This window comes from Qipengyuania sp. (genome assembly GCF_048550555.1).
Taxonomy (GTDB): domain Bacteria; phylum Pseudomonadota; class Alphaproteobacteria; order Sphingomonadales; family Sphingomonadaceae; genus Qipengyuania.
In genome coordinates this window covers 1-20,317 of sequence record NZ_JBLYYF010000003.1, presented here as the reverse complement: position 1 = coordinate 20,317, position 20,317 = coordinate 1, and the positions used below count along the sequence as shown (strand labels likewise).

Here is a 20,317-nt window from a genome sequence, read left to right as displayed (position 1 = left end):
ATAACACACTTCCGAATCTGCGGAACAATGCCTACATGCGCCCTTTGATCGTACGGTTACCAAAGGAGAATGCCCCATAGCCCGTCCACCCAGGCGTAGCATGCAGATGCCCGTGAAGAGCGGCCCGCGCTACGATAACATGATCAATGTGCCGAAGGTCCGCGTGATCGATCACGAAGGCGAGAACCTCGGCGTTATGTTCACCCGCGAAGCTGTCGAACAGGCCAACGAGTTGGGCCTGAACCTCGTCGAAGTGTCCCCCAATGCGGACCCGCCGGTGTGCAAGTTCCTCGATGTCGGCAAATATCGCTACGAGGCGCAGAAGAAGGCGAACCTCGCGCGCAAGACGCAGAAGACCCAGGAAATCAAAGAGGTCAAGATGCGCCCGAACATCGACGTTCACGATTACGAAGTGAAGATGAAGAACGTCGTCAAGTTCATCGAGCATGGCGACAAGGTGAAGTGTACGCTGCGGTTCCGCGGTCGCGAAATGGCGCACCAACAGCTCGGCATGGACCTCCTCAACCGCGTCCGCGACGATGTGGAGGAAATCGCCAAGGTCGAAGCCTTCCCGCGCCTCGAAGGGCGCCAGATGATCATGGTGCTGGCCCCCAAGTAAGCGGACCGCCTCACCGCCAACAGCGACGAACCGGGGAACGCAGGCCACTGCTCCCCGGTTTTTCTTTGCATGAAGAACACTTTGGCCCTCACCCTCGCCGCCAGCATCGCGCTTGCGGGCTGTGGATCGAAAACCGATACCGAAGACGCCGTCCAGACGGTGGACCTCGAAGGAACGCCGGGCGATCCCATGCCTTCGCCACCCCCGCCGCTGGATACCGGCGGGGACGCGGGCAACGATGGGCATCCCGACCTCATGCCTGCCCCGCTCGACCCCGAGATCGAGCGCACCGAAACGGGCGCGCGCAATGTCCTCCTCGCCTTCGCACGGGCGATCGAGCTGCGCGAATTCGACCAGGCATGGGCCATGCTCGATGCGGCGAACCAAGAGAAATGGCCCAAGGAGGAGTGGCGCAAGCTCTTCGCCGATCTCGGCAAGATCACCGTCGCCGTGCCCGGCGGAACCATGGAGGGTGCGGCGGGCTCGTCCTACTACACCAGCCAGGCCACGATCACCGCGAAGGACAGCGAAGGACGCCCGGTCAGCTATGAAGGGCCTATCGTCCTGAAGCGCGTCAACGATGTTCCCGGCGCGTCCCAGGAGCAGCTCCGCTGGCACATCGACAGCGTAGAGCTCGACTGGACCCACTAGCCCCCGCCCCACCCGCTTGCTAGCAGCGCGGGCGGGAGAGTGGGATGAACGCCAAGACTATCGGACTGATCGTGGGTGCGCTCGCATTGCTGGCGAGCGTTGTCCTGCCCGCGCCTGCGGGAATGACGCGCGAGGCGTTCGTGGTCGCGGGCCTAGTGATGTTGATGGCGGCCTGGTGGATGACCGAAGCGCTGCCGCTGACCGCGACCGCGCTGATGCCCTTCCTCGTGCTGCCTTTCGCCGGGGTGATGGACGCCAAGGCGACGGCGAGCGCCTATTATTCGCCGATCCTGTTCCTCATCCTCGGCGGCGCGTTCATCGCGCTCGCGATCGAACGCACGGGGCTCCATCGCCGTCTCGCGCTCGCCCTGCTCCAACTCGTCGGCCACCGCGGGCAGACGGGCGTGCTGCTGGCCTTCATGGTCACCGCGGCGATTCTCTCGATGCTGATTTCGAACACCTCGACCGCGCTGATCATGATGCCCATGGCACTGGCCGTTCTGCGCGGCGGCGGATCGGAGGACGGCGATACCGAGGGACTTGCAGGCGCGCTGCCGATCGGGATCGCCTTCGCCGCCAGCATCGGCGGGCTGGGGACGCTGGTCGGATCGCCTACCAACGCCATCGCCGTGGGGCTGGTCGACACGCTGACCGGGATGCGGATCACTTTCGCGCAATGGGCGCTCTATGGTTTCCCCGTGGTGATCATCGGCGTGCCGCTAGCCGCGCTGCTGGTCGGATGGGTGCAGAACGTCCGCGCGCACGCCTTCGATACCGAGGCAGCGCGCACTGCGATCGACACCCACGATGCCTGGACCAGCGCCGAAAGGCGTCTGGTGCCGGTGGTGGCCGTCACTTTCCTGCTGTGGATGGGGCAGATGTGGATCGCACCCTACCTGCCCGAGGGGTCGCTGACCGACGGCACCATCGCGGTGCTGATGGGGCTGACCCTGTTCCTGTTGCCCGACGGTACCGGACGACCCTTGCTCACCTGGGAAGAGGCCAATCGCGCACCCTGGGGCGTCATCATGATGTTCGGCGGGGGCCTCGCCCTCGCCGCCGGAATGAGCGCGAGCGGGCTGGCCGACTGGCTCGGCCAGGCGCTGCTGCCGCTCGAGGCCTGGCCGCTGGTGTTCGTTGCCCTCGCGGTCGTCGCCATGGTGGTGCTGATCACCGAATTCGCCAGCAATGTCGCGACTGCCAGCGGGATCATCCCGGTCGTCGCGAGCCTGACGGTCGCGCTCGGCGTGGACCCCGTGCTGCTCGCCATGCCCGCCGCGCTGGCGGCGAGTTGGGGCTTCATGCTGCCCGCCGGGACCGGCCCCAACGCCATCGCCTGGGCGACGGGTCGCATCCGCATCGAACGGATGGTCAAGGCGGGCATCTTGCTCGATCTGTTCGGCATCGCGATGATCGTCGCCGTGGTCTGGGGAATGCACGCGCTGATCGGCGGCTGATTTCCCTACAGCGCCGGCAAGCTGTAAACGGGCGCGATGGTCACGCGCTCACCCCTTCCACGCCAGCTTTCCCGGCACTGCCCATGCTCACAGGTTTTTGCGTCCAGGACCGTGGTCCATGCGGTCCATGTCCAGGCTTCGTCGCAGTTGAAACCAACACCGCTCCGCCATATGGAGCGCAATCGTAAGGGCTGTCGGCGGAGAGGCGTTCCTGCGGAGGTTAGGAACGGGCGCCCCGGTCAGCCCACCCGGCTCCCGCCTTCCTGGGAGCGTGATTCAGGAAGGATGCTCGCCCCATGAGCGATCACGAAATCGACCCCACCTCGCCCCGCATGGCTCCCAAGCAGGAAGTCACCAAGATCGCGGGCCGCGAACTGAAGCCCAGCACGCTGATGATGGGCCACGGCTACGACCCCGTGCTGTCCGAAGGCAGCCTCAAACCGCCGATCTTCCTCACCTCGACCTTCGCCTTCCCCAGCGCCGCCGATGGCAAGCGCCACTTCGAGGGCATCACCGGCAAGCGCCCGGGCGGGGCCGACGGCCTCGTCTATTCGCGCTTCAACGCGCCCAATCAGGAAATCCTCGAAGACCGCCTCGCCATCTGGGACGGGGCCGAGGATGCGCTGAGCTTCTCGAGCGGCATGACGGCGATCTGCGTGCTCCTGCTGACCTATGCCGAGCGGGGCGACGTCATCGTCCATTCGGGGCCGCTCTACGCCGCGACCGAAGGCTTCGTCGCCAAGTGGATGTCGCGGTGGGGCGTCAGCTATGTCGACTTCCCCGCAGGCGCGACGCGCGAGGAAATCGACGCGGTGCTGGCCACGGCCCGGGCCAAGGCCGACGAGCAGGGCGGCAAGGTCGCCATGGTCTATCTCGAAAGCCCGGGAAATCCGACCAATGCGCTGGTCGATGTCGAGGCGGTGCGCGGCGCCGTCGACGATGCCGGCCTCGAATGCCCGGTCGCGATCGACAACACCTTCCTCGGCCCGCTGTGGCAGCGCCCGCTCGACCAGGGCGCGGATATCGTCTGCTATTCGCTGACCAAATATGTCGGGGGCCATTCGGACCTCGTCGCGGGCAGCATCGCCGGCGCGAAGAAGTGGATGGATCCGGTGCGCATGCTGCGCAACACCATGGGCGGGATCTGCGACCCGAACACCGCCTGGATGCTGCTGCGCAGCCTCGAGACGGTCGAATTGCGCATGAGCCGCGCGGGCGAGAATGCCGCCAAGGTGTGCGAATTCCTTGCCCGGCATCCCAAGGTCGAAGGCCTCGGCTATCTCGGCATGATCAAGGATGCGCGCCAGCAGGACATCTATGATCGCCACTGCAAGGGCGCGGGCAGCACCTTCTCGCTGCTGCTGAAGGGCGGCGAGGCCGAGTGCTTCCGCTTCCTCGACAGCCTCAATATCGCCAAGCTCGCGGTGAGCCTCGGCGGGACCGAGACGCTGGCGAGCCACCCCGCCTCGATGACGCACCTCTCGGTGCCCGACGAGCGCAAGACGGCGCTGGGGATCGGCGACAATCTCATCCGCATCTCGATCGGCATCGAGGACCCGGACGACCTCATCGCCGACTTCGAACAGGCGCTGGAGGCGGTCTGAGCCGGATCGGCTTCCTCGCCTGTGCCGACACGCTCCCCGGCGAGGGTCCTCGCCGGGGGGACGCGTTCGAGCATGACATCGAGGTCGCCGCGCTGCGGCCAGCCTTCGCCGCGGTGGGGCTGGAACTGGTCGAGATCGAATGGCGCGCCCCGCTCGAGGACTTCGAAGGGCTGAGCCTGGTGCTGCTCGGCACGGCTTGGGACTATCAGGACCATCCCGAAGAATTCCTCGACAGGCTGGACGCACTGGCCGCCCAAGGGATCGCGGTGTGCAACCCGCCCGAGGTGGTCCGCTGGAATGCCAACAAGCGCTATCTCGCACAACTCGCCGAGCGCGGGGCCGCCATCGTGCCGACGCTCTGGCCCGACGACATCGACCGGGCCGGCGTGGAGGCGGCGATGGACCATTTCGACACCGGCCGCGTGGTCGTGAAGCGGCAGGTCGGCGCGGGCGGCCTCGGCCAGCACAGCTTCGCACGCGATGCCCTGCCCGAGGACGGCTGGAGCATGGGGCGCGCCTGCATGGTCCAGCCCTTCCTGCCGAGCGTGGTCGCGGAAGGCGAATACACCTTCGTCTTCGTCGACGGCCATTTCAGCCACGGCGTGCTCAAGCGTGCGGGCGCCGGCGACTATCGCATCCAGTCGCTCTATGGCGGCTACGAATGCGACTACGCGCCCGAACCGCACGACCTCACGACCGCCGAGGCCGTGATCGCGGCATTGCCCTTCGCCGACCTGCTGTACGCCCGCGTCGACATGGCGCGGCTGCCATCGGGCGAGCTGGCGGTGATGGAAGCCGAACTGATCGAGCCCTATCTCTATCCCGAACAGGGTCCGCACTTGGGAGAACGCCTCGCGCAGGCTATCCTCGCCCGCATCTAGGGAGGCAGGCATGGCGGAAAGGGTGTTCCTCGTGATCGGGGCCGGCGCGGGGATCGGCGGCCATGCCGCGATGCGGTTTGCCCAGCGCGGATACCATGCCGTGCTGGCCCGGCGCTCCGACGAAGCCGGCCTCGCCAAGCTTGTCGATGCGATCGACGCGGCCGGCGGCAAGGCTTCGGGCACTTTGCTCGATGCCGCCGCGGACGGCACGATCGAAGAGCTGGTCGAGCGGGTCGAGCGCGACATCGGCGCGATCGACACCGTGCTCTACAACCTCGGCGCGCAGATCGGGAACCGGACGCTTGCCGACACGCCGCACCGCACCTTCGAGCTCGGCTGGAGGCTCGGGTGCTTCGGCCTGTTCCGTCTCGCGCACGCGCTCACCCCGCACATGGTGGCGCGCGGCTCCGGAACGATCCTTGTGACCTCGGCGACCGCCGCCGTGCGCGGCAATGCCGGGCAGCACAGCCACGCTGCAGCCATGGGCGCGCGCCGCATGCTGTGCCAGACGCTCAACGCCGAATTCGCACCGCAGGGGGTGCATGTCGCGCATGTTGTGGTCGACGGTTCGGTCGATGCGCCCGACACGCTGGGGAAGCTGCTCGGCGACCGGTTCGAGGCCTACAAGGCGGCCAAGGGAGAAGACGGCGTGGTCGATCCCGCCGCGCTCGCCGAGACCTATTGGCACCTCGCGCACCAGCCGCGCAACTGCTGGTCGCACGAGGTGGACGTGCGCCCCTTCACCGATGTTCCGTGGTGGAACGACAATCCCAATCCGGGGATCGACACCAGGCCGAAATAGACTGGCTGCCTAGCCTTTCCACTCGCGCCGCTCTTCGGCGGCCTTCAGGACCTCGTAGGCGAGCTGGAGCTTCTGAAACTCGGCCGCGGCTTCCTTATCGCCGGGCTTTACGTCTGGATGGACCGTCTTGGCCTTGTCGCGCCAGGCCTTCTTGACCGCCGGGAAGTCGGCATCGGCTTCGAGATCCAGCACGTCGAGCGCTCGCATCTCGTCGGCGCTGCGAGAGCCGTCGCCGCTCCCGCTCCAGCCGTAATGCTGGGCTTCGGCATAGCCGGCATTCTCGCTCCGCTCGGCCTTGGCGCGAGCTTCCTTCTCGGCCTTGTCGAGCCCTTCGAAATAGTCCCACTTCTGATTATATTCGGCAGCGTGCTTTTGGCAGAACATCCACCTTTCGGGACTGTTGGGCGCCTTGGGGGCGGGACAGTCCCCCGGCTCCTCGCAGCCGTGCCGGTCGCACAGTCGCACCGTCGTCGCCTCGCGCGAGGAGCCATAGCCGCGCCAGCGCGGAAAGCCCCAGTCGTTGGAGCGCCGCGCCTTAGCCACGGCGGGAGAATGTCGTCTGTCGGCTGAGCATGGCGGTCAATCTAGGCGGACTCGCGAAAGGTGCAAGCATGTGGGAACCAGTTTCAATCTGCAATGTTGCATTGCAACGAAGATTTAATATCTACATGCTAGCAGCCTCGCGCAAGAGAGAGACCATGAGCAAGCAACTGACCCTTTCCGCCACCGCCGCCGTCCTGTCGATGGCCGTCTTCGCCCTGACCGCCGGCTTCGGGGGAGTTTCGAACGACCAGCGCGAACTGGCGGCCGGCGCAGCCCCGTTGGTGGAGCTCAACGCGCTTCGCTAGACGAGGACCGAGGGTCTTCCTGACGAATAAGGGCTCCCCGGTCGGGGAGCCCTTTTCGTTTTCGGCCTCGCGGCTGGCGCGATCAGTTGATCGTGATCGTCGCCGCGCGGCGGTTCTGCGCCCAGGCCGCTTCGTTCGAGCCGAGCGCCACCGGACGCTCCTTGCCATAGCTCACCGTGCGGATGCGGTTCGCCGGAATCCCGATCGAGACGAGATAGTTCTTCGCCGAATTGGCCCGGCGCTCGCCCAGCGCGAGGTTGTATTCGCGGGTGCCGCGCTCGTCGGCATGGCCTTCGATGGTGAAATTGACCTGCTGGTACTGGCTGAAATACTGCGCCTGGCGCTGCAGCTTGGTCTGGTCTTCCGCATCGATGTTGAACCGGTCGGTGTCGAAATAGACGACCGTGTTCTCCTGCCCGACGGCATTGACGAAATGCGCCTGCGAGCCGACCGTAGGACCGGTCGGTGCGGTGGGCGTGGGCGTCGCCGTTTCGGTCGGCGGCGGCGGCAGCTCTTCCGGCGCCTTCTTCGAACAAGCAGCAAGCGCGATGGTCGATGCCAGCATCAGACCGGTAGCAATACGGGTATTCATAGGCTGTCCCCTTTCAAACAGCGTGGTGAAGTCGGTTTTGCCCCCCGAATTCGTCTCTATCTTGTTCCAATGCAGCTAGGGCAGGATCGGTCCCCAGGCAGGGTCCGAAGCATCGACCGGCGTCGGCAGCTTGCGCAGATTCTCGCCGGTCAGGTCTACCTGGTAGAGCCCCGTCTTCCCGCTGTTGCGCTCGGTGCGGAAGAACTGGATGATCCGCCCGTTGGGCGCCCAGGTCGGTGCCTCGTCCTGCCAGCCGTTGGTCAGCACGCGGACATTGCCACCCGAGGGCGACATCACCGAAATGTTGAACGAACTCGCATTGGTGAAGGCAATCTGATCGCCGCGCGGGCTCCATTCGGGCGTCGCGCAGCGCGCTCCGCCGAAGCTGATCCGGCGCTGGTTCGATCCATTGGCGTCCATCACGTAGCATTGCTGCGCGCCCGAACGGTCGCTCTCGAAGACGATCTTGCTGCCATCGGGCGAATAGGATCCGCCGATGTCGATCCCCGGCGTATCGGTCAGCCGGATCGGCTCGCCGCCGCTGGCCGAAACGCGATAGATGTCGGTATTGCCGTTGACCGCCATCGAATAGAGCAACCAGCGCCCGTCGGGGCTCCAGCGCGGCGCGAAGGTCGGGTTGGCGCTCTGCGTCACCAGCGTCTGGCGGCCGGTACCGATGTCGTAGACGTAGATGCGGGGATTGCCGTCGACATAGCTGAGATAGGACAGCTTCTTGTAATCGGGCGAATAGCGCGGCGTCAGCGCGGTCGAGCGGCCGGTGGTGATGAAGCGGTGGTTGGCCCCGTCGCTGTCCATGATCGCGAGCCGCTTGGTCCGGTTATCCTTCGTCCCGGTCTCGGCGATATAGGCGATCCGGCTGTCGAAGAACGGGCTTTCGCCGGTCAGGCGAGAGTAGATGAGGTCGGCGCATTTATGCGCCGCGCGGCGCCAGTCGGCGGGCTGGACCACCCAGCCCTCGCGCACCAGTTCCTGCTGCAGCGCCATGTCGTAGAGGTAGCAGCCGACCGTCAGCTTGCTGTCGGAACGCCCGCGTACATAGCCGTGGACGAGCATTTCGGCGCCGCGATTGGACCAGGTCGACCAGCTGGGCGCGGTGATCTCGGCGAAGCCCGGCTGCGGCAGCGCATCGGGACCGGTCGGCTTGAACAGGCCGTTGTTGCGCAGGTCGGAGGTGATGACCCGCGCGAGTTCCTTGCCCAGCGCTGCAGTGCCCGAGGAATTGGCGGGCGTCGCTACGTCGCGATCGGTCGCGAAGCCCGGGATGGCGATACCGAGATCGTCGAGATTGCCTTCGAAGCTGACCGAGCCGGAGAGCCCTTCGCCCTCCTCGATCGTCTCGACCTCGCCGCCCTCGGGAAGGGGCTGCCCGAGATCCTGGTTCTGCGCGGCCAGAGGGGCTGCAAGCAGCGTGAGAGAGGCGAAGATCACATATTTCATTGGGCCAGTCTCCAGTCGAAACTAAAGGGTCCGACGAGCTTCCACGCTTCGTAGTATTCCGCAGGAAGATCGTCGAATGGTGCGGCTAGCTGGACGGCACGAATAGCCTGTTCGGCATGTCGGCTCGCTTGCGCACGGTTGGTATCGTTGACGCCGGTCTGGCGGATCATTTCCGGCCTTCCGGCAAGACTGCCATCGGCATTGAGGCGAAACCGAAGGAAAGTCGTGATCTTTTCGACCTCAGGGCCATTGGGCGGCTCCCAGTGCGGTTTGATCTTGCGCGCGATCGCCTGCACCAGCGACGCTTTGGCGCTGGCTCCGATCTGCGAAGCTGGGACGCGCGTCTCGCTCGTGTTCGTGCTCGACCCCGCACCTTCGAGGAAATTGTCGCCGAGGCGCGAACCGCCACTGCGCTGGCTGCTCTTGGGCTGGGTCTGCGTGCGCGGCGGGTCTGGGCGGCGACGCGGGCGCGGGTCAGGCGCGGCCATGGGCGGCGGCACCGGCGATTGGACACGCGGTGCCACAGGGCGTTCTACCTGCGGCTGGACCGGTTGGTCCTGTGCGGGCGCCGGGGCCGGATTTGGCTCCATCGTCGGCGCGGTCGAGGCGCGGCTTTCGGCGACCGGATCGGGTGCCGTGGCCGCGAGGCCGACGTCTTCGGCGAGGCTCACCGTCATGCGCTGCGGCGGCTCGATCACGGACGCGGGGAACAGCCCCTGCGCCACCAGCAGGGCGAGCAGCGCAAGATGCAGCACGACCGCGACGACCAGTCCGGTCCGCTCCTCGTGCCTGATCCCTGTCCTCTCCATGAGTGCCGGCTATTCCTCGTCCGATGAACGGTTGTTGACCGATGCGGGCACCGCGCTGTTGGTAATCAGCGAAATGCGGTTGAGTCCCGCGCGGTTGAGCTCGCCCATCACCGCCATCACTCGGCCATAGTCGAGCGCCTTGTCCGCACGCAGCGTGATGTCGGGGCCCTCGTCACCATTCCGCGGCAGGCTTTCGAGCGCCTCCGGCAATCCGCCGACGGCGACCTGGACATCGTCGATATAGACATAGCCCGCCTGATCGATGCTGATGGTGACCTGCTGCGGGTTGTTGGGCAGCTGCGCCGCGCGGCTGTCGGGCAGGTCGATCGGCACACCCGCAGTCAGCAGCGGCGCGGTCACCATGAAGATGATCAGCAGCACCAGCATGACGTCGACCATGGGCGTGACGTTGATATCGGCCATCGGCTTGCGTCGCCCGCCGCGCCCACGGCGTCGGCGCCCTCCGCCTGAGGCCAGACCCATCGCCATTACTTTTCTCCCTTCAGGAGGGTGGCGGCACCTGCCCGCACCCCCTCCCGGCCACCCATAGAATACCCTGCAATGGGTGGCCGGGAGGGGGTGCGGGCTGGCAAGGTCGCAGCGAACATCAGCGCGTTTCCAGCTGGCGGCTGAAGGTCGAATTGAGCCGGTCGGCGAAGCGCTGGAGGCGCGCCTCGTAGCGATCGACCCGGTGGCCGAAGCGGTTGTAGGCGATCACCGCGGGGATCGCGGCGAACAGGCCGATCGCGGTCGCGAAGAGCGCTTCGGAAATGCCCGGCGCGACCACCGCGAGCGACGAACTTTCCTGCGCACCGATCTGGAAGAAGCTGTTCATGATCCCCCAGACGGTCCCGAACAGGCCCACAAATGGTGCAACTGCGCCCACCGTCGCGAGGAAGTTGAGCCGCTCGGCGATATCGTCCGCCTCGAGCGCGATCTGGCTGTCCATCGCCAGCGCGATGCGCCCGCGCAGTGCCTCGGGATCGCGCACGGCTCCCTTGGCCGAGCGGCGGTATTCGGACACCGCCGCCTGCGCCACGCGCGCGGCCGGGATGTCCTTGTTGCCGCGTTCGGAGGTGAAGCGATCGAAGCTCTCGGCCTGCCAGAACTCGTTCTCATAATCGATCGTCCGGCTGCGCAGCGTGCGCATGCGGATGCTGAAGCTGACGATGATCATCCATACCCAGACGCTGGCGAGCAGAAGTCCGGCCATGACCAGCTGGACGACGATGTCGGCGTCGAGGAACAGGCGGATCGGATCGAGCCGGGTCGGTGCCGCGGCGCTGAGAAGTAGAAGCGAGCTCATTGGTCCCCTTGCTCGGCAAAACGCGCGAAGGCCGCGCGCCATTCTTCGGGCTGGCGCTTGGGCCGGCCTTCGGGTGAAACGAAGCCGACGCGCAAATGTGCCTCGGCCAGCAATTCGCGCTCTCCACCCGCCAGTCTGAACGCAAGCTGGTGCATGCGGCAGGAGGCGGCCTTGAGCTCGGTGCAACGCGTTTCGATGAGCACGTCGTCGTCGAGCTTGGCCGGGCGCAGGTACTTCAGATTGATCTCGGATACGGCATAGGCGCCCTCGTCCGCCTCGATCGCGGCACGCTGGTCGATCTCGAGCTGGCGCAACAGGTCGCTGCGCGCACGCTCGAACCAGCGCAGGTAGTTGGCGTGATAGGTGATGCCCGACAGGTCGGTATCTTCGTAATAGACCCGCACGACATAGAGATGCCGGTCGCGGTCGAGCGTGCCATCGGGAAAACGGGGTAAGGTCATAGGCCAGCGCGCCCCTTAGCCGAGGCGCGAGTCGAGCGGCAATGGGGAACGACCAAGCGACGCTTTCGCGCGACCAATGCCGCGCAGGTCACTTTTCCTGTAATTCGGACAACCTGCGCTCCCACTGCAGTGCATGCGCAATGATCTGGTCGAGGTCGGCATATTTCGGCTGCCAGGGCAGCGTTTCGCGAATCCGCGAGGGGTCCGACACCAGCTCTCCCGGATCGCCGGCTCGGCGCGGCTCCAGCCGCCGGACAATCGTTTGGTTGGTCACCCGATCGACCGCGTCGAGCACTTCGAGCACCGAGAAACCCGTCCCGTAGCCGCAGTTCATGGTCAGCGAGCGATCGGGCCTTTCGATCAGCGCCTCGAGTGCCAGCAGATGCGCATTCGCGAGGTCGCTCACATGGATGTAATCACGCACGCCGGTGCCGTCGGGCGTTTCGTAATCGGTGCCGAATACCGCAACCGAATCGCGCTTCCCCGTCGCGGCTTCGCAGGCGACCTTGATCAGATGCGTCGCACCGGCGGTCGACTGGCCGGTACGGGCACGCGGGTCGGCACCGGCGACGTTGAAATAGCGTAGCGCGCAATAGTTGAAGCCGTGCGCTGCGCTGGCATCGGCAAGCATCTGCTCCGTCATCAGCTTCGACCAGCCATAGGGATTGATCGGTTGCTGCGGGTCACCTTCAGAGACAGGCGAGCGATCGGGTGTGCCATAGGTCGCCGCGGTGGAGCTGAAGATGAAATGCTCCACCCCGCCGCGCACCGCCGCGGCTATCAGAGCGCGGCTCTTCCCCGTGTTGTTGTCGTAATAGTGAAGCGGATTCTCGACCGATTCCGGGACCACGACTGAGCCGGCGAAATGCATGATCGCGCGGATCCCGTGTTCGGCGAAAATTCGCTCCAGCAGGTCCGCATCGGCAATATCGCCCCGGTACAGCGGGACATCCTCGGGCACCGCGAAGGCAAAGCCGGTCGAGAGGTTGTCTATCACCGTCACCGGCCATCCGGCATCGCGCAGGGCGAGAACCGCGTGGCTGCCGATATATCCAGCCCCTCCGGTGACGAGGACCGGTACCTTGTTCGCTTCGCTCATGGGTGGCGGAACTAGCACAGGTATTGGTAAGGACAAGGTCCTAGACAGCCCACCCGCCGCGCCCCCGGTGCGGATTTGCCCGCCCGTGCGTTGTCGGGGCAGGTATCTTCGCCTTCGGAGACGCAAAAAGGATCGCAGACCATGAAACCCCTTGCCCTCGCCCTGAGCCTCGCCGCCGCCCTTTCGCTGGCCGGATGCGCCACGCCCCCCGGCCCGGTCGAGGTCACCCGCTTTGTCGCGCCCGATCGTGTCGCGCTCCTGGGAAAAGGTGAGATCTTCATCGAGACCGCTCCCGGATCGCAGGCCGATGGCCTCGCGCTGGCGCCCTACAAGGCGGCCGTTGCAGAGGAACTGCGCCGCCTCGGCTATGCCGAAAGCGAGCGCGCGGGCGCCGGCCAGATCGCGCAGGTCGCGGTGCAGAACTACGTCATCGGGTCGGGCGGGCGGCGAAGCCCGGTCAGCGTGGGTGTCGGCGGTTCGACCGGCAGCTACGGCTCGGGCGTGGGTGTCGGGATCGGCATCAATCTCGGCGGTGGCGAGAAGGACCGACTGGGCACCGAACTGGCGGTTACCATTCGCGACAAGGCCAGCGGCGAGAGCCTGTGGGAAGGCCGCGCCGATTTCCAGCCGCCCGAGAATTCCCCCCTTGCACGCGGGCAGGCGAACGCCCAGACGGTCGCCTCCGCGCTGTTCCGGGAGTTTCCCGGCAACAATGGCGAAACAATAGAAGTAGAGGTTACCGAGTGAGCGATATCCGGATCGATTCCGCCTTCGACAGCGGCAATATAGACGTGCTGTCGGTGGACGGCGCCAGCGCAAGGCTGGCGATCCCGAAGGACACGAACAGCGATTTCAAGCAGTGGTTCCATTTCCGCGTTGCAGGCGCGGCGGGCCGCGAACTGGTGCTCAACATCACCGGACTCGAAGAAAGTGCCTATCCGGGCGGCTGGCCCGATTACGATGCCTGCGTATCCGAGGATCGCGACTATTGGGGCCGCGCTCCCTCAACCTACGACAAGGACGCCGACGGCGGGACGCTGACGATCCGCTACACGCCCGCAAGCGATGTCGCGTGGTTCGCCTATTTCGCGCCCTATTCGATGGAGCGGCACCACGACCTTGTCGCCGAGGCGGCTTCGTCCGAAGGCGTCGACTACGTCCATCTCGGCACCACGCTCGACGGACAGCCGATCGACTGCCTCGAAATGGGCGATGGTCCGTTCAACGTCTGGTTCTATGCCCGCCAGCATCCGGGCGAGACACAAGCCGAGTGGTGGATGGAAGGCGCGCTCGAAGTGCTCACCGATCCGTCCGACAGCGTCGGCCGTGAACTGCGCAAGCGCTGCCGCCTGCACCTCGTGCCCAATTGCAATCCCGACGGTTCGAAGCGCGGCAATCTGCGCGTCAACGCCGCGGGCGCCAACCTCAACCGCGAATGGGCAGAGCCCACCGCCGAGAAGTCGCCCGAAGTCCTCGCGATCCGCAACCACATGGACAAGACCGGCGTCGATTTCGCGATGGACGTGCATGGCGACGAGGCGATCCCGGTCGCCTTCCTCGCCGGGTTCGAGGGCATCCCCGGCTGGACCGACCAACAGGGCGAGGGCTATTACCTCTATGAGTCGATCCTCGATCGCCGCACGCCCGACTTCCAGACCGAGCAGGGCTATACCAAGGCCGCGCCGGGCAAGGCCAATCTCAGCATGAGCACCAATCAGGTCGCCGAACGCTTCGGCGCGATCGCCATGACGCTCGAGATGCCCTACAAGGACAACAAGGCAAACCCGGAGCCCGAGCAGGGCTGGAGCCCAGAGCGCAGCAAGATGCTCGCGCGCGACTGCCTCGCGAGCCTGCTCGAATGGCTGGATACGCGCCAGGGCTGATCCAGGACGGCGCGTCAGGCGCGAGATTGTCAGGGGTCGGGCGGTGCTTGTCGTGCCCGACCCCTTTTTGCTGCCGATGGCGATCTGGAATGGTGTGCAGGACAGCGCCGGCACCCGAAGTCGCGGGTTCAGGCGACCGCAGGTTCGAGCATGCGCAGGGTACGCGCGGCAGCGTCGAGTTCGACCCTTACCCCGACGGGGAGGCACAGCTGGTCGGTCACGTGGCCGGCATCGAAGCCGACGACGACCGGGACTTGCAAGTCTGCGAAGTGGCGGTGGAGAACCTCGTCGAGCGTGAAACCCTCGTAGTCGGGGTCGGGCAGGTCGCAGCGGGTGCATTGGCCGAAGACCACGCCCGCCACACGGTCGAACACGCCCGCAAGCCGCAAGTGCTGGAGCATGCGGTCGATGCGATAGGGCTCTTCGTTGATATCCTCGAGCAGCAGGATCGCGCCGGCGAGATCGGGCAGCCAGCCGGTGCCCATCAGCGTCGAGAGTATGGTGAGATTGCCGCCGAGCAGAGGTCCCCGCGCCGTACCCGGCACCAGTGCGCGCGCCGGACGCCCCACCGCCGCCTCGACCGTTTCGCCGCCGAGCACCGGCGTGGCCCCGGCGAAGGCGATGCGCCACAGGCTTTCCCAGCTGGCCCGCTCCCACCGGCTCGCGGCATTGGGCGCATGGAGCGTCGGAAAGCCCGCGCGGGCGGCGATGGCGCAGTGCAGCGCGGTGTTGTCGCTATAGCCGATCAGCAGCTTCGGATGGGCGGCGATCGCGTCCCAATCCAGCAGCGGCAGGATACGCGCCCCGCCCCAGCCGCCGCGTATTGCGAAGATCGCGCGCACTTCTGGATCGACGAACATCGCGTCGACATCTGCCGCGCGCGCGGCATCGGTCCCCGCGAGATAGCCGTCGCGCTCGGTCACATGCGCGCCGAGCTTCGGCACCAGCCCCATTCCGGTGATCCAGTGCACTGCACGATCGAGTTGATCGGGCAGGGTGACCGCGCTCGCCGGAGCGACGAGGCCGACGGTGTCGCCCTGACGCAGGCGCTGGGGCCTGCGCGCCGGTTTCGCCGCGAGGCTCCCCGGCAGCAGGGTTGCACCGGCCGCGCCCCCGATCAGGCCCAGCGCGGCGCGGCGACCGATCATGCGAGGCTGGCGGGGCCGAAGGCGTGCGGCAGCAGGTCCGATAGCTGCAGCCTGGTCACCGCATCGGGGCCGACGCAGAGGATATCGGGGTCGTTCCCACCGAGCTGCGCGAGTTCGTTGAGCACCTGTCGGCAGCGCCCGCAGGGGGTGATCGGCTCGGTCCCCGGCCCGGTCACCGCGACCGCCACCAGCCCGCCGCGCACGCCGTCGGCCATCGCCTTGGATACTGCCACCGTTTCGGCGCAGAGCGCGAGGCCGTAGCTGGCATTCTCGATATTGGTGCCTGTCACCACGCTGCCGTCGACAAAGAGCAGCGCCGCGCCGACGGCGAAACCGGAATAGGGGGAATAGGAATTGCGCGCCGCCTCACGGGCGGCGGCGATCAGCTCTTCGTCGGTCATCGTATCATCCTCAGGGCCGTACCACGACCCAGCGCAGCGGCGTCTGCGCCGCTTCGGTCCGGTACCAGCGATTGGCGGTCCACATCAGCCAGGGTCGCGTGGCGTAATCGGGTTCGAACCAGCTGCGCGTCAGCCACAATTGCCGCTCGAACCGGCGCGAGGGGGCATAGGCATCCTCGAATTCCTCGGTCGGGGCCAGGATCACCGGCTTGCCCGTATGCGCCTCGATCTGGTTGACCAGCGTGGTCAGCTCGCTCTGCACCGCCGCGTCCGAGACCCGCGCGGGGCAATCGGCGGCAGTGTTTTCCAGCAGGATCGCGGGCGGCAGCAGGTCGCTCTCGCGCGGGACCATGGTGACGAAATTGGCCGATTGCCCGTCGGCCACCGCGCAGGGATCGAAGCGGTGCGCGGCCCCCACTTCGAGCCCCGCATCACGCGCACGGGCGAGGTTCTGGGCGAAGCCGCGGTCCTTGCGACCCGCCCCGTCGCTCGCTTCGAGATAGACGAACTTCGCGCCCAGCCCGGCGATCGTGCCGAAGTCGACCGCCCCGTCGGCGGCGCTGACCAGCGCACCCTGGTCGGGCCAGACCTGCTCGTCGGGCCGCCAGTCGCGCCCCTCGTACCAGGCATAGCCCGCGCCGATGGCGACGAGCGCCACCAGGAACAGCGCGGTCTTGCCCGCGCGCGACAGGATCTGCGGAAAGCGGAACTTGCGCCGTCTGCGCGCTCGCCTGGCCATGCCCTCTTCCCCTCAGCCCTTGATATGGAGCACGCAGATCAGCGTGAACAGGCGCCGCGCGGTGGCGAAATCGGTTTCGACCTTGCCCTCGAGCCGCTCGATCAGCAGTTCGGCGGCGCGATTGTGGATGCCGCGACGGGCCATGTCGATGGTCTCGATTTCCATCGGCGTCGCCTTGCGGATGGCTTGGTAATAGCTGTCGCAAATGGCGAAATATTCGCGGATCGGGCGACGGAAGCGGGCGAGGCCGAGCAGGAGTTCCTCGAGCAGCTGCTCTTCTTCGTCGGCGATGCTCATCAGCAGCCGCCCGTCGCGCACGGCGAGTTTCAGGCGGTAGGGCCCGTTCGCCCCGCGTTCGACCGCGCGCAGCGGCTTGAAGCGGTTCTCCTCGATCAGGTCGAAGATCGCGATCTTGCGCTCCTGCTCGATATCGGCGTTGCGCCAAATGATCGTCTCCTCGTCGAGCTCGATATGCGCGATGCGGTGATCGGCCGGGGAGGATGCGGAATCGGTCATGCCTGCGCCCTGCTTTCGCAACTGCGAGCAGACGGGGCAAGGTCGATCGGGAATTTGTTCTCCGCGGCCTCACGTGAAAAAATTTCCAGCGAAGTCCACAGACCTGTCCGCGAGCTTGCTTCCGGTAGACCTTCACAGGGGACTCCGCATTCCGCATGGTGGGCCGATGGCCGACACCGATCTCCTCTTCCCCGCCCATGATTCGACCGACTCCAAGCCGACGAAGGGCACGGTGCTGCCCGCGAACCTCGAGGCGGAGGCGGCCTTCATCGGCGCGGTGCTGATCGACAACCGGGTGATCGAGGAACTGACCACCCCGCTGATGCCGGAGCATTTCCACGAGCCGGTGCACCAGCGCATTTACGAGCGCGTGCTCAAGCTGCTCGAACGCAATTCGGTGGCGACTCCCGTCACGCTCAAGCCCTATTTCGAAAGCGACGAGGCGCTCAAGCAGCTCGGCGGGACGACCTATCTCGCGCAGCTCACCGCCGACGGCCAGGGCCTGCTCCACCCGCGCGAACTGGCCGACCAGATCTACGACCTCGCGCTGCTGCGCGAACTGGTCAGCGTCGGCCGCAACCTCGTCGAGGGCGCACTCGACACTTCGGACGAGGTCGAGCCACTGCGCAAGATCGAGCAGGCCGAGGCCGATCTCTACCGCGTCGCCGAAGGCGCGAGCACGGGCAATGAAGCGCAGACATTCCGAAAGGCGGCCTTCGGCGCGCTCGAGGTGGTCCAGGCGGCGATGAATTCGGGCGGGCGCTTTTCGGGCAAGACCACCGGGCTCGACACGATCAACGACAAGACCTCGGGCCTGCACAATTCGGACCTCGTGATCCTCGCCGGGCGCCCGGCGATGGGCAAGACCTCGCTCGCCACCAATATCGCCTTCAACGCCGCACGGCGGCTGATGGACGATCTCAAGGCAGGCATCGAGCCCGAGAAGTCGCCCGGCGCGGGCGTCGCCTTCTTCAGCCTCGAAATGAGCGCCGACCAGCTGGCGACGCGTATCCTCGCCGAGCAGGCCGAGATCTCGAGCGAGAAACTGCGCTCGGGCAAGCTGAGCCGCGAGGAATTCCAGCGGCTGTCCTTCGCCAGCCAGGAACTGACCGACCTGCCGCTCTATATCGACGACACCCCGGCGCTGACCATCGGCGCGCTGCGCACGCGCGCCCGGCGGCTCAAGCGACGGCACGATATCGGCCTGGTCATCGTCGACTACCTCCAGCTGCTCCAGGGTTCGGGCCGCGCGAGCGACAACCGCGTCAACGAGATTTCGGAGATCAGCCGCGGATTGAAGACGCTCGCCAAGGAACTCCACGTCCCCGTGATCGCGCTGTCGCAGCTCAGCCGCCAGGTCGAGCAGCGCGAGGACAAGCGCCCGCAACTGTCCGACTTGCGCGAGTCGGGTTCGATCGAGCAGGATGCCGATATGGTGTGGTTCATCTTCCGCGCCGAATATTACCACAATGCGCTGAAGCCCGACACGCCCGACGAGACGAGTTCGGAAGAGGTGCGGATGAAATATGCCGAATGGGAAGCGCGCCATCTCGAACTGGTCAACAAGGCCACGCTGATCGTCGCCAAGCAGCGCCACGGTTCGACCGGCAACGTCCCGCTGCTGTTCCATAGCGAGTTCACCAAGTTCTCGAGCCCCGACGTGCGGCATTACGACGACGATTACGAGTAGGTCAGATCCCGAGGTTGAGCCGCCGCGTGACGGTATAGTCGAGCACCGACACCAGCACCCAGCCCGCCGCCCAGCGGATCCGGTTGAACCATGTCCGTCTGCTGGCGTGAACCTCGGGAGTGATGGCTTCCGACGCAGCGATGTGCTGGCTGACGAATTCGCGCATCCGTTCGGCCAGCGCCGCATCCTCGATCCGGAGCATGATCTCGAGATTGAGGTAGAGGCTGCGCATGTCGAAATTGGCGCTGCCCATGTAGACCGCATCGTCGAGCACGAGCAGCTTGGTGTGCAGCTTGCACGGGCTGAATTCCCAGACCTTCGCGCCGCGCTTTAGAAGGTACCGATAGAGCGAGCGGGTCGCGCCCAGCGTCGCGCCATTGTCGCTCTTGGCCGCCATCAGCAACCGCGTGTGGCCCTTGCGCGCGACCCGCGCGATCCGCCGCAGCAGCGGATAGGGTGGCGAGAAATAGGCCATGAAGATGTCGAGCTTCTCTCCCTCGACGAGATCGCGTGTGACGCAGCGCGCCCAGCCGGATAGCCCTCTGGTAGGTCCGCCCACCAGCCAGCGAACCTTGCCGTCCTCGCTGCGCCAATCCCAGGTGGCGGCCGCCCGGCGAATCGCGCGGAAATGGCTGCGCCCGTCGCGCGTCCACTCAACCAGCAGCGCGAACCAGTCGCTGAGCCCCGCGACGGCCGCGCCTTCGAGCGCGATCGCGAGGTCGTTCCACCCGTTGTCCTCGGGCGGCGCGAAATAGCCGTCCTCGATGTTGAACCCGCCGAACAATGCCCGGGCTCCATCGGCGATGACCATCTTCTGGTGATTGCGGATGAGATAGCGCAGCCCGATCCGCGGGCTGAAACGGTAGCAACGCGCCCCTGCCTCCACCAGTGGCTGCAGGAAGCGGTCGGAGGCGGAAGCACCGAAACCGTCGATGATCAGCGTCACCGCGACTCCGCGTTTCGCCGCCGCGCCCAATTCGTCGCGCAGCTCGGTCGACACCGTATCTTCGGCGAAGATGTAGAAGCACACCTCGAGCGAGCTCCTGGCCGAACGGACCAGCTCCATCAGGGCCGCCCGACGGTCCTTCCCGGCCGGGTAGAAAGTCAGCCGCTGCCCCTGGGCATCGACCGTGAACGGCGCGGGATCGCGATAGGCGCTTGGCTGGTCAGGAACATTTTTCTCGCCCATCACCGACCAGCCTTAGCGTGCCGTTCCGCCCCCGCAAATCCTTGACTATCGCGGGCCGAGATCCTAAGTGGCGCGCTTTCCCGGAATCACTTGATTTGCATCGGAGTGCCCCATGGCGCGCGTTACCGTCGAAGACTGCGTAGACAAGGTCCCCAACCGTTTCG

The 20,317-nt window shown here is 66.1% G+C and carries 23 protein-coding genes; 10 read left to right on the top strand and 13 right to left on the bottom strand.

What is annotated here, in order from left to right:
- Positions 1-100: 100 nt before the first annotated feature.
- From infC to ACN4E0_RS00135, 6 genes are all read left to right on the top strand, one after another.
- Positions 101-619, top strand: coding sequence for a translation initiation factor IF-3 (gene infC / locus ACN4E0_RS00160; RefSeq protein WP_419564245.1), 519 nt, complete (start codon positions 101-103; stop codon positions 617-619).
- A 69-nt stretch (positions 620-688) separates the two neighbouring features.
- Positions 689-1,270 carry a hypothetical protein gene (locus ACN4E0_RS00155; RefSeq protein WP_419564243.1) on the top strand — a complete coding sequence of 194 codons (582 nt, stop codon included), beginning with the start codon at positions 689-691 and terminating at the stop codon, positions 1,268-1,270.
- 44 nt (positions 1,271-1,314) lie between these two features.
- Complete coding sequence (locus ACN4E0_RS00150) at positions 1,315-2,727, top strand: SLC13 family permease (protein WP_419564241.1); 1,413 nt, start codon at positions 1,315-1,317, stop codon at positions 2,725-2,727.
- Positions 2,728-3,023: 296 nt separating this feature from the next.
- On the top strand, positions 3,024-4,331 hold the full coding sequence (locus ACN4E0_RS00145) for a cystathionine gamma-synthase family protein (RefSeq protein ID WP_419564239.1): 1,308 nt from the start codon (positions 3,024-3,026) through the stop codon (positions 4,329-4,331).
- A 113-nt stretch (positions 4,332-4,444) separates the two neighbouring features.
- The gene (locus ACN4E0_RS00140; protein WP_419564237.1) at positions 4,445-5,212 is read left to right on the top strand and encodes an ATP-grasp domain-containing protein; all 768 of its coding nucleotides are present in this window, start codon (positions 4,445-4,447) and stop codon (positions 5,210-5,212) included.
- Positions 5,213-5,222: 10 nt separating this feature from the next.
- Positions 5,223-6,014, top strand: coding sequence for an SDR family NAD(P)-dependent oxidoreductase (locus ACN4E0_RS00135; RefSeq protein WP_419564235.1), 792 nt, complete (start codon positions 5,223-5,225; stop codon positions 6,012-6,014).
- Positions 6,015-6,023: 9 nt separating this feature from the next.
- On the opposite strand, the gene ACN4E0_RS00130 is transcribed toward ACN4E0_RS00135, so the two are convergent.
- Complete coding sequence (locus ACN4E0_RS00130) at positions 6,024-6,557, bottom strand: J domain-containing protein (protein ID WP_419564233.1); 534 nt, start codon at positions 6,555-6,557, stop codon at positions 6,024-6,026.
- 155 nt (positions 6,558-6,712) lie between these two features.
- On the opposite strand from ACN4E0_RS00130, the gene ACN4E0_RS00125 reads away from it, so the two are divergent.
- Positions 6,713-6,862, top strand: coding sequence for a hypothetical protein (locus tag ACN4E0_RS00125; protein WP_419564231.1), 150 nt, complete (start codon positions 6,713-6,715; stop codon positions 6,860-6,862).
- Positions 6,863-6,944: 82 nt separating this feature from the next.
- Here ACN4E0_RS00125 and pal read toward each other — a convergent pair whose 3' ends face one another.
- From pal to galE, 7 genes are all read right to left on the bottom strand, one after another.
- Entirely contained in the window at positions 6,945-7,454 is a 510-nt protein-coding gene (pal, locus tag ACN4E0_RS00120) for a peptidoglycan-associated lipoprotein Pal (RefSeq protein WP_419564229.1), read from the bottom strand.
- A gap of 75 nt (positions 7,455-7,529) precedes the next feature.
- Positions 7,530-8,912, bottom strand: a complete 1,383-nt coding sequence (gene tolB, locus ACN4E0_RS00115; RefSeq protein WP_419564227.1) for a Tol-Pal system beta propeller repeat protein TolB — start codon at positions 8,910-8,912, stop codon at positions 7,530-7,532.
- A complete protein-coding gene (locus ACN4E0_RS00110) occupies positions 8,909-9,721 on the bottom strand; it encodes an energy transducer TonB (protein WP_419564225.1) in 813 nt (270 codons plus the stop codon). Before ACN4E0_RS00110 ends, tolB begins: the two co-directional genes overlap by 4 nt.
- 9 nt (positions 9,722-9,730) lie before the next feature.
- Positions 9,731-10,210, bottom strand: coding sequence for an ExbD/TolR family protein (locus ACN4E0_RS00105; protein WP_419564223.1), 480 nt, complete (start codon positions 10,208-10,210; stop codon positions 9,731-9,733).
- Positions 10,211-10,328: 118 nt separating this feature from the next.
- Positions 10,329-11,027 carry a protein TolQ gene (tolQ, locus tag ACN4E0_RS00100; RefSeq protein ID WP_419564221.1) on the bottom strand — a complete coding sequence of 233 codons (699 nt, stop codon included), beginning with the start codon at positions 11,025-11,027 and terminating at the stop codon, positions 10,329-10,331.
- Positions 11,024-11,488 carry an acyl-CoA thioesterase gene (locus tag ACN4E0_RS00095; RefSeq protein WP_419564220.1) on the bottom strand — a complete coding sequence of 155 codons (465 nt, stop codon included), beginning with the start codon at positions 11,486-11,488 and terminating at the stop codon, positions 11,024-11,026. The genes tolQ and ACN4E0_RS00095 overlap by 4 nt, the downstream gene beginning before the upstream one ends.
- An 88-nt stretch (positions 11,489-11,576) precedes the next feature.
- Positions 11,577-12,587 (bottom strand): UDP-glucose 4-epimerase GalE, encoded by a 1,011-nt coding sequence (galE, locus tag ACN4E0_RS00090; protein ID WP_419564218.1) that lies wholly within the window; start codon positions 12,585-12,587, stop codon positions 11,577-11,579.
- Between the two features lie 141 nt (positions 12,588-12,728).
- Here galE and ACN4E0_RS00085 point away from each other — a divergent pair, with 141 nt between their 5' ends.
- Entirely contained in the window at positions 12,729-13,334 is a 606-nt protein-coding gene (locus tag ACN4E0_RS00085) for a hypothetical protein (protein ID WP_419564216.1), read from the top strand.
- The gene (locus ACN4E0_RS00080) at positions 13,331-14,470 is read left to right on the top strand and encodes a M14 family metallopeptidase (protein WP_419564214.1); all 1,140 of its coding nucleotides are present in this window, start codon (positions 13,331-13,333) and stop codon (positions 14,468-14,470) included. Before ACN4E0_RS00085 ends, ACN4E0_RS00080 begins: the two co-directional genes overlap by 4 nt.
- Before the next feature lie 128 nt (positions 14,471-14,598).
- Here the strand turns inward: ACN4E0_RS00080 and ACN4E0_RS00075 are convergent, their stop codons facing one another.
- The 4 genes from ACN4E0_RS00075 to ACN4E0_RS00060 are packed head-to-tail and all read right to left on the bottom strand — an operon-like array spanning position 14,599 to position 17,274.
- Positions 14,599-15,618, bottom strand: a complete 1,020-nt coding sequence (locus ACN4E0_RS00075) for a S66 peptidase family protein (protein ID WP_419564212.1) — start codon at positions 15,616-15,618, stop codon at positions 14,599-14,601.
- Positions 15,615-16,019 carry a cytidine deaminase gene (locus tag ACN4E0_RS00070; RefSeq protein ID WP_419564210.1) on the bottom strand — a complete coding sequence of 135 codons (405 nt, stop codon included), beginning with the start codon at positions 16,017-16,019 and terminating at the stop codon, positions 15,615-15,617. Before ACN4E0_RS00070 ends, ACN4E0_RS00075 begins: the two co-directional genes overlap by 4 nt.
- 10 nt (positions 16,020-16,029) lie before the next feature.
- Positions 16,030-16,758, bottom strand: coding sequence for a glycoside hydrolase family 25 protein (locus ACN4E0_RS00065; protein ID WP_419564208.1), 729 nt, complete (start codon positions 16,756-16,758; stop codon positions 16,030-16,032).
- A 12-nt stretch (positions 16,759-16,770) separates the two neighbouring features.
- Positions 16,771-17,274, bottom strand: coding sequence for a UPF0262 family protein (locus tag ACN4E0_RS00060; protein ID WP_419564206.1), 504 nt, complete (start codon positions 17,272-17,274; stop codon positions 16,771-16,773).
- Between the two features lie 166 nt (positions 17,275-17,440).
- Here ACN4E0_RS00060 and ACN4E0_RS00055 point away from each other — a divergent pair, with 166 nt between their 5' ends.
- A complete protein-coding gene (locus ACN4E0_RS00055) occupies positions 17,441-18,964 on the top strand; it encodes a replicative DNA helicase (RefSeq protein ID WP_419564204.1) in 1,524 nt (507 codons plus the stop codon).
- Position 18,965: 1 nt separating this feature from the next.
- On the opposite strand, the gene ACN4E0_RS00050 is transcribed toward ACN4E0_RS00055, so the two are convergent.
- Positions 18,966-20,153 carry a phospholipase D-like domain-containing protein gene (locus tag ACN4E0_RS00050; protein ID WP_419564202.1) on the bottom strand — a complete coding sequence of 396 codons (1,188 nt, stop codon included), beginning with the start codon at positions 20,151-20,153 and terminating at the stop codon, positions 18,966-18,968.
- Positions 20,154-20,317: the final 164 nt, after the last annotated feature.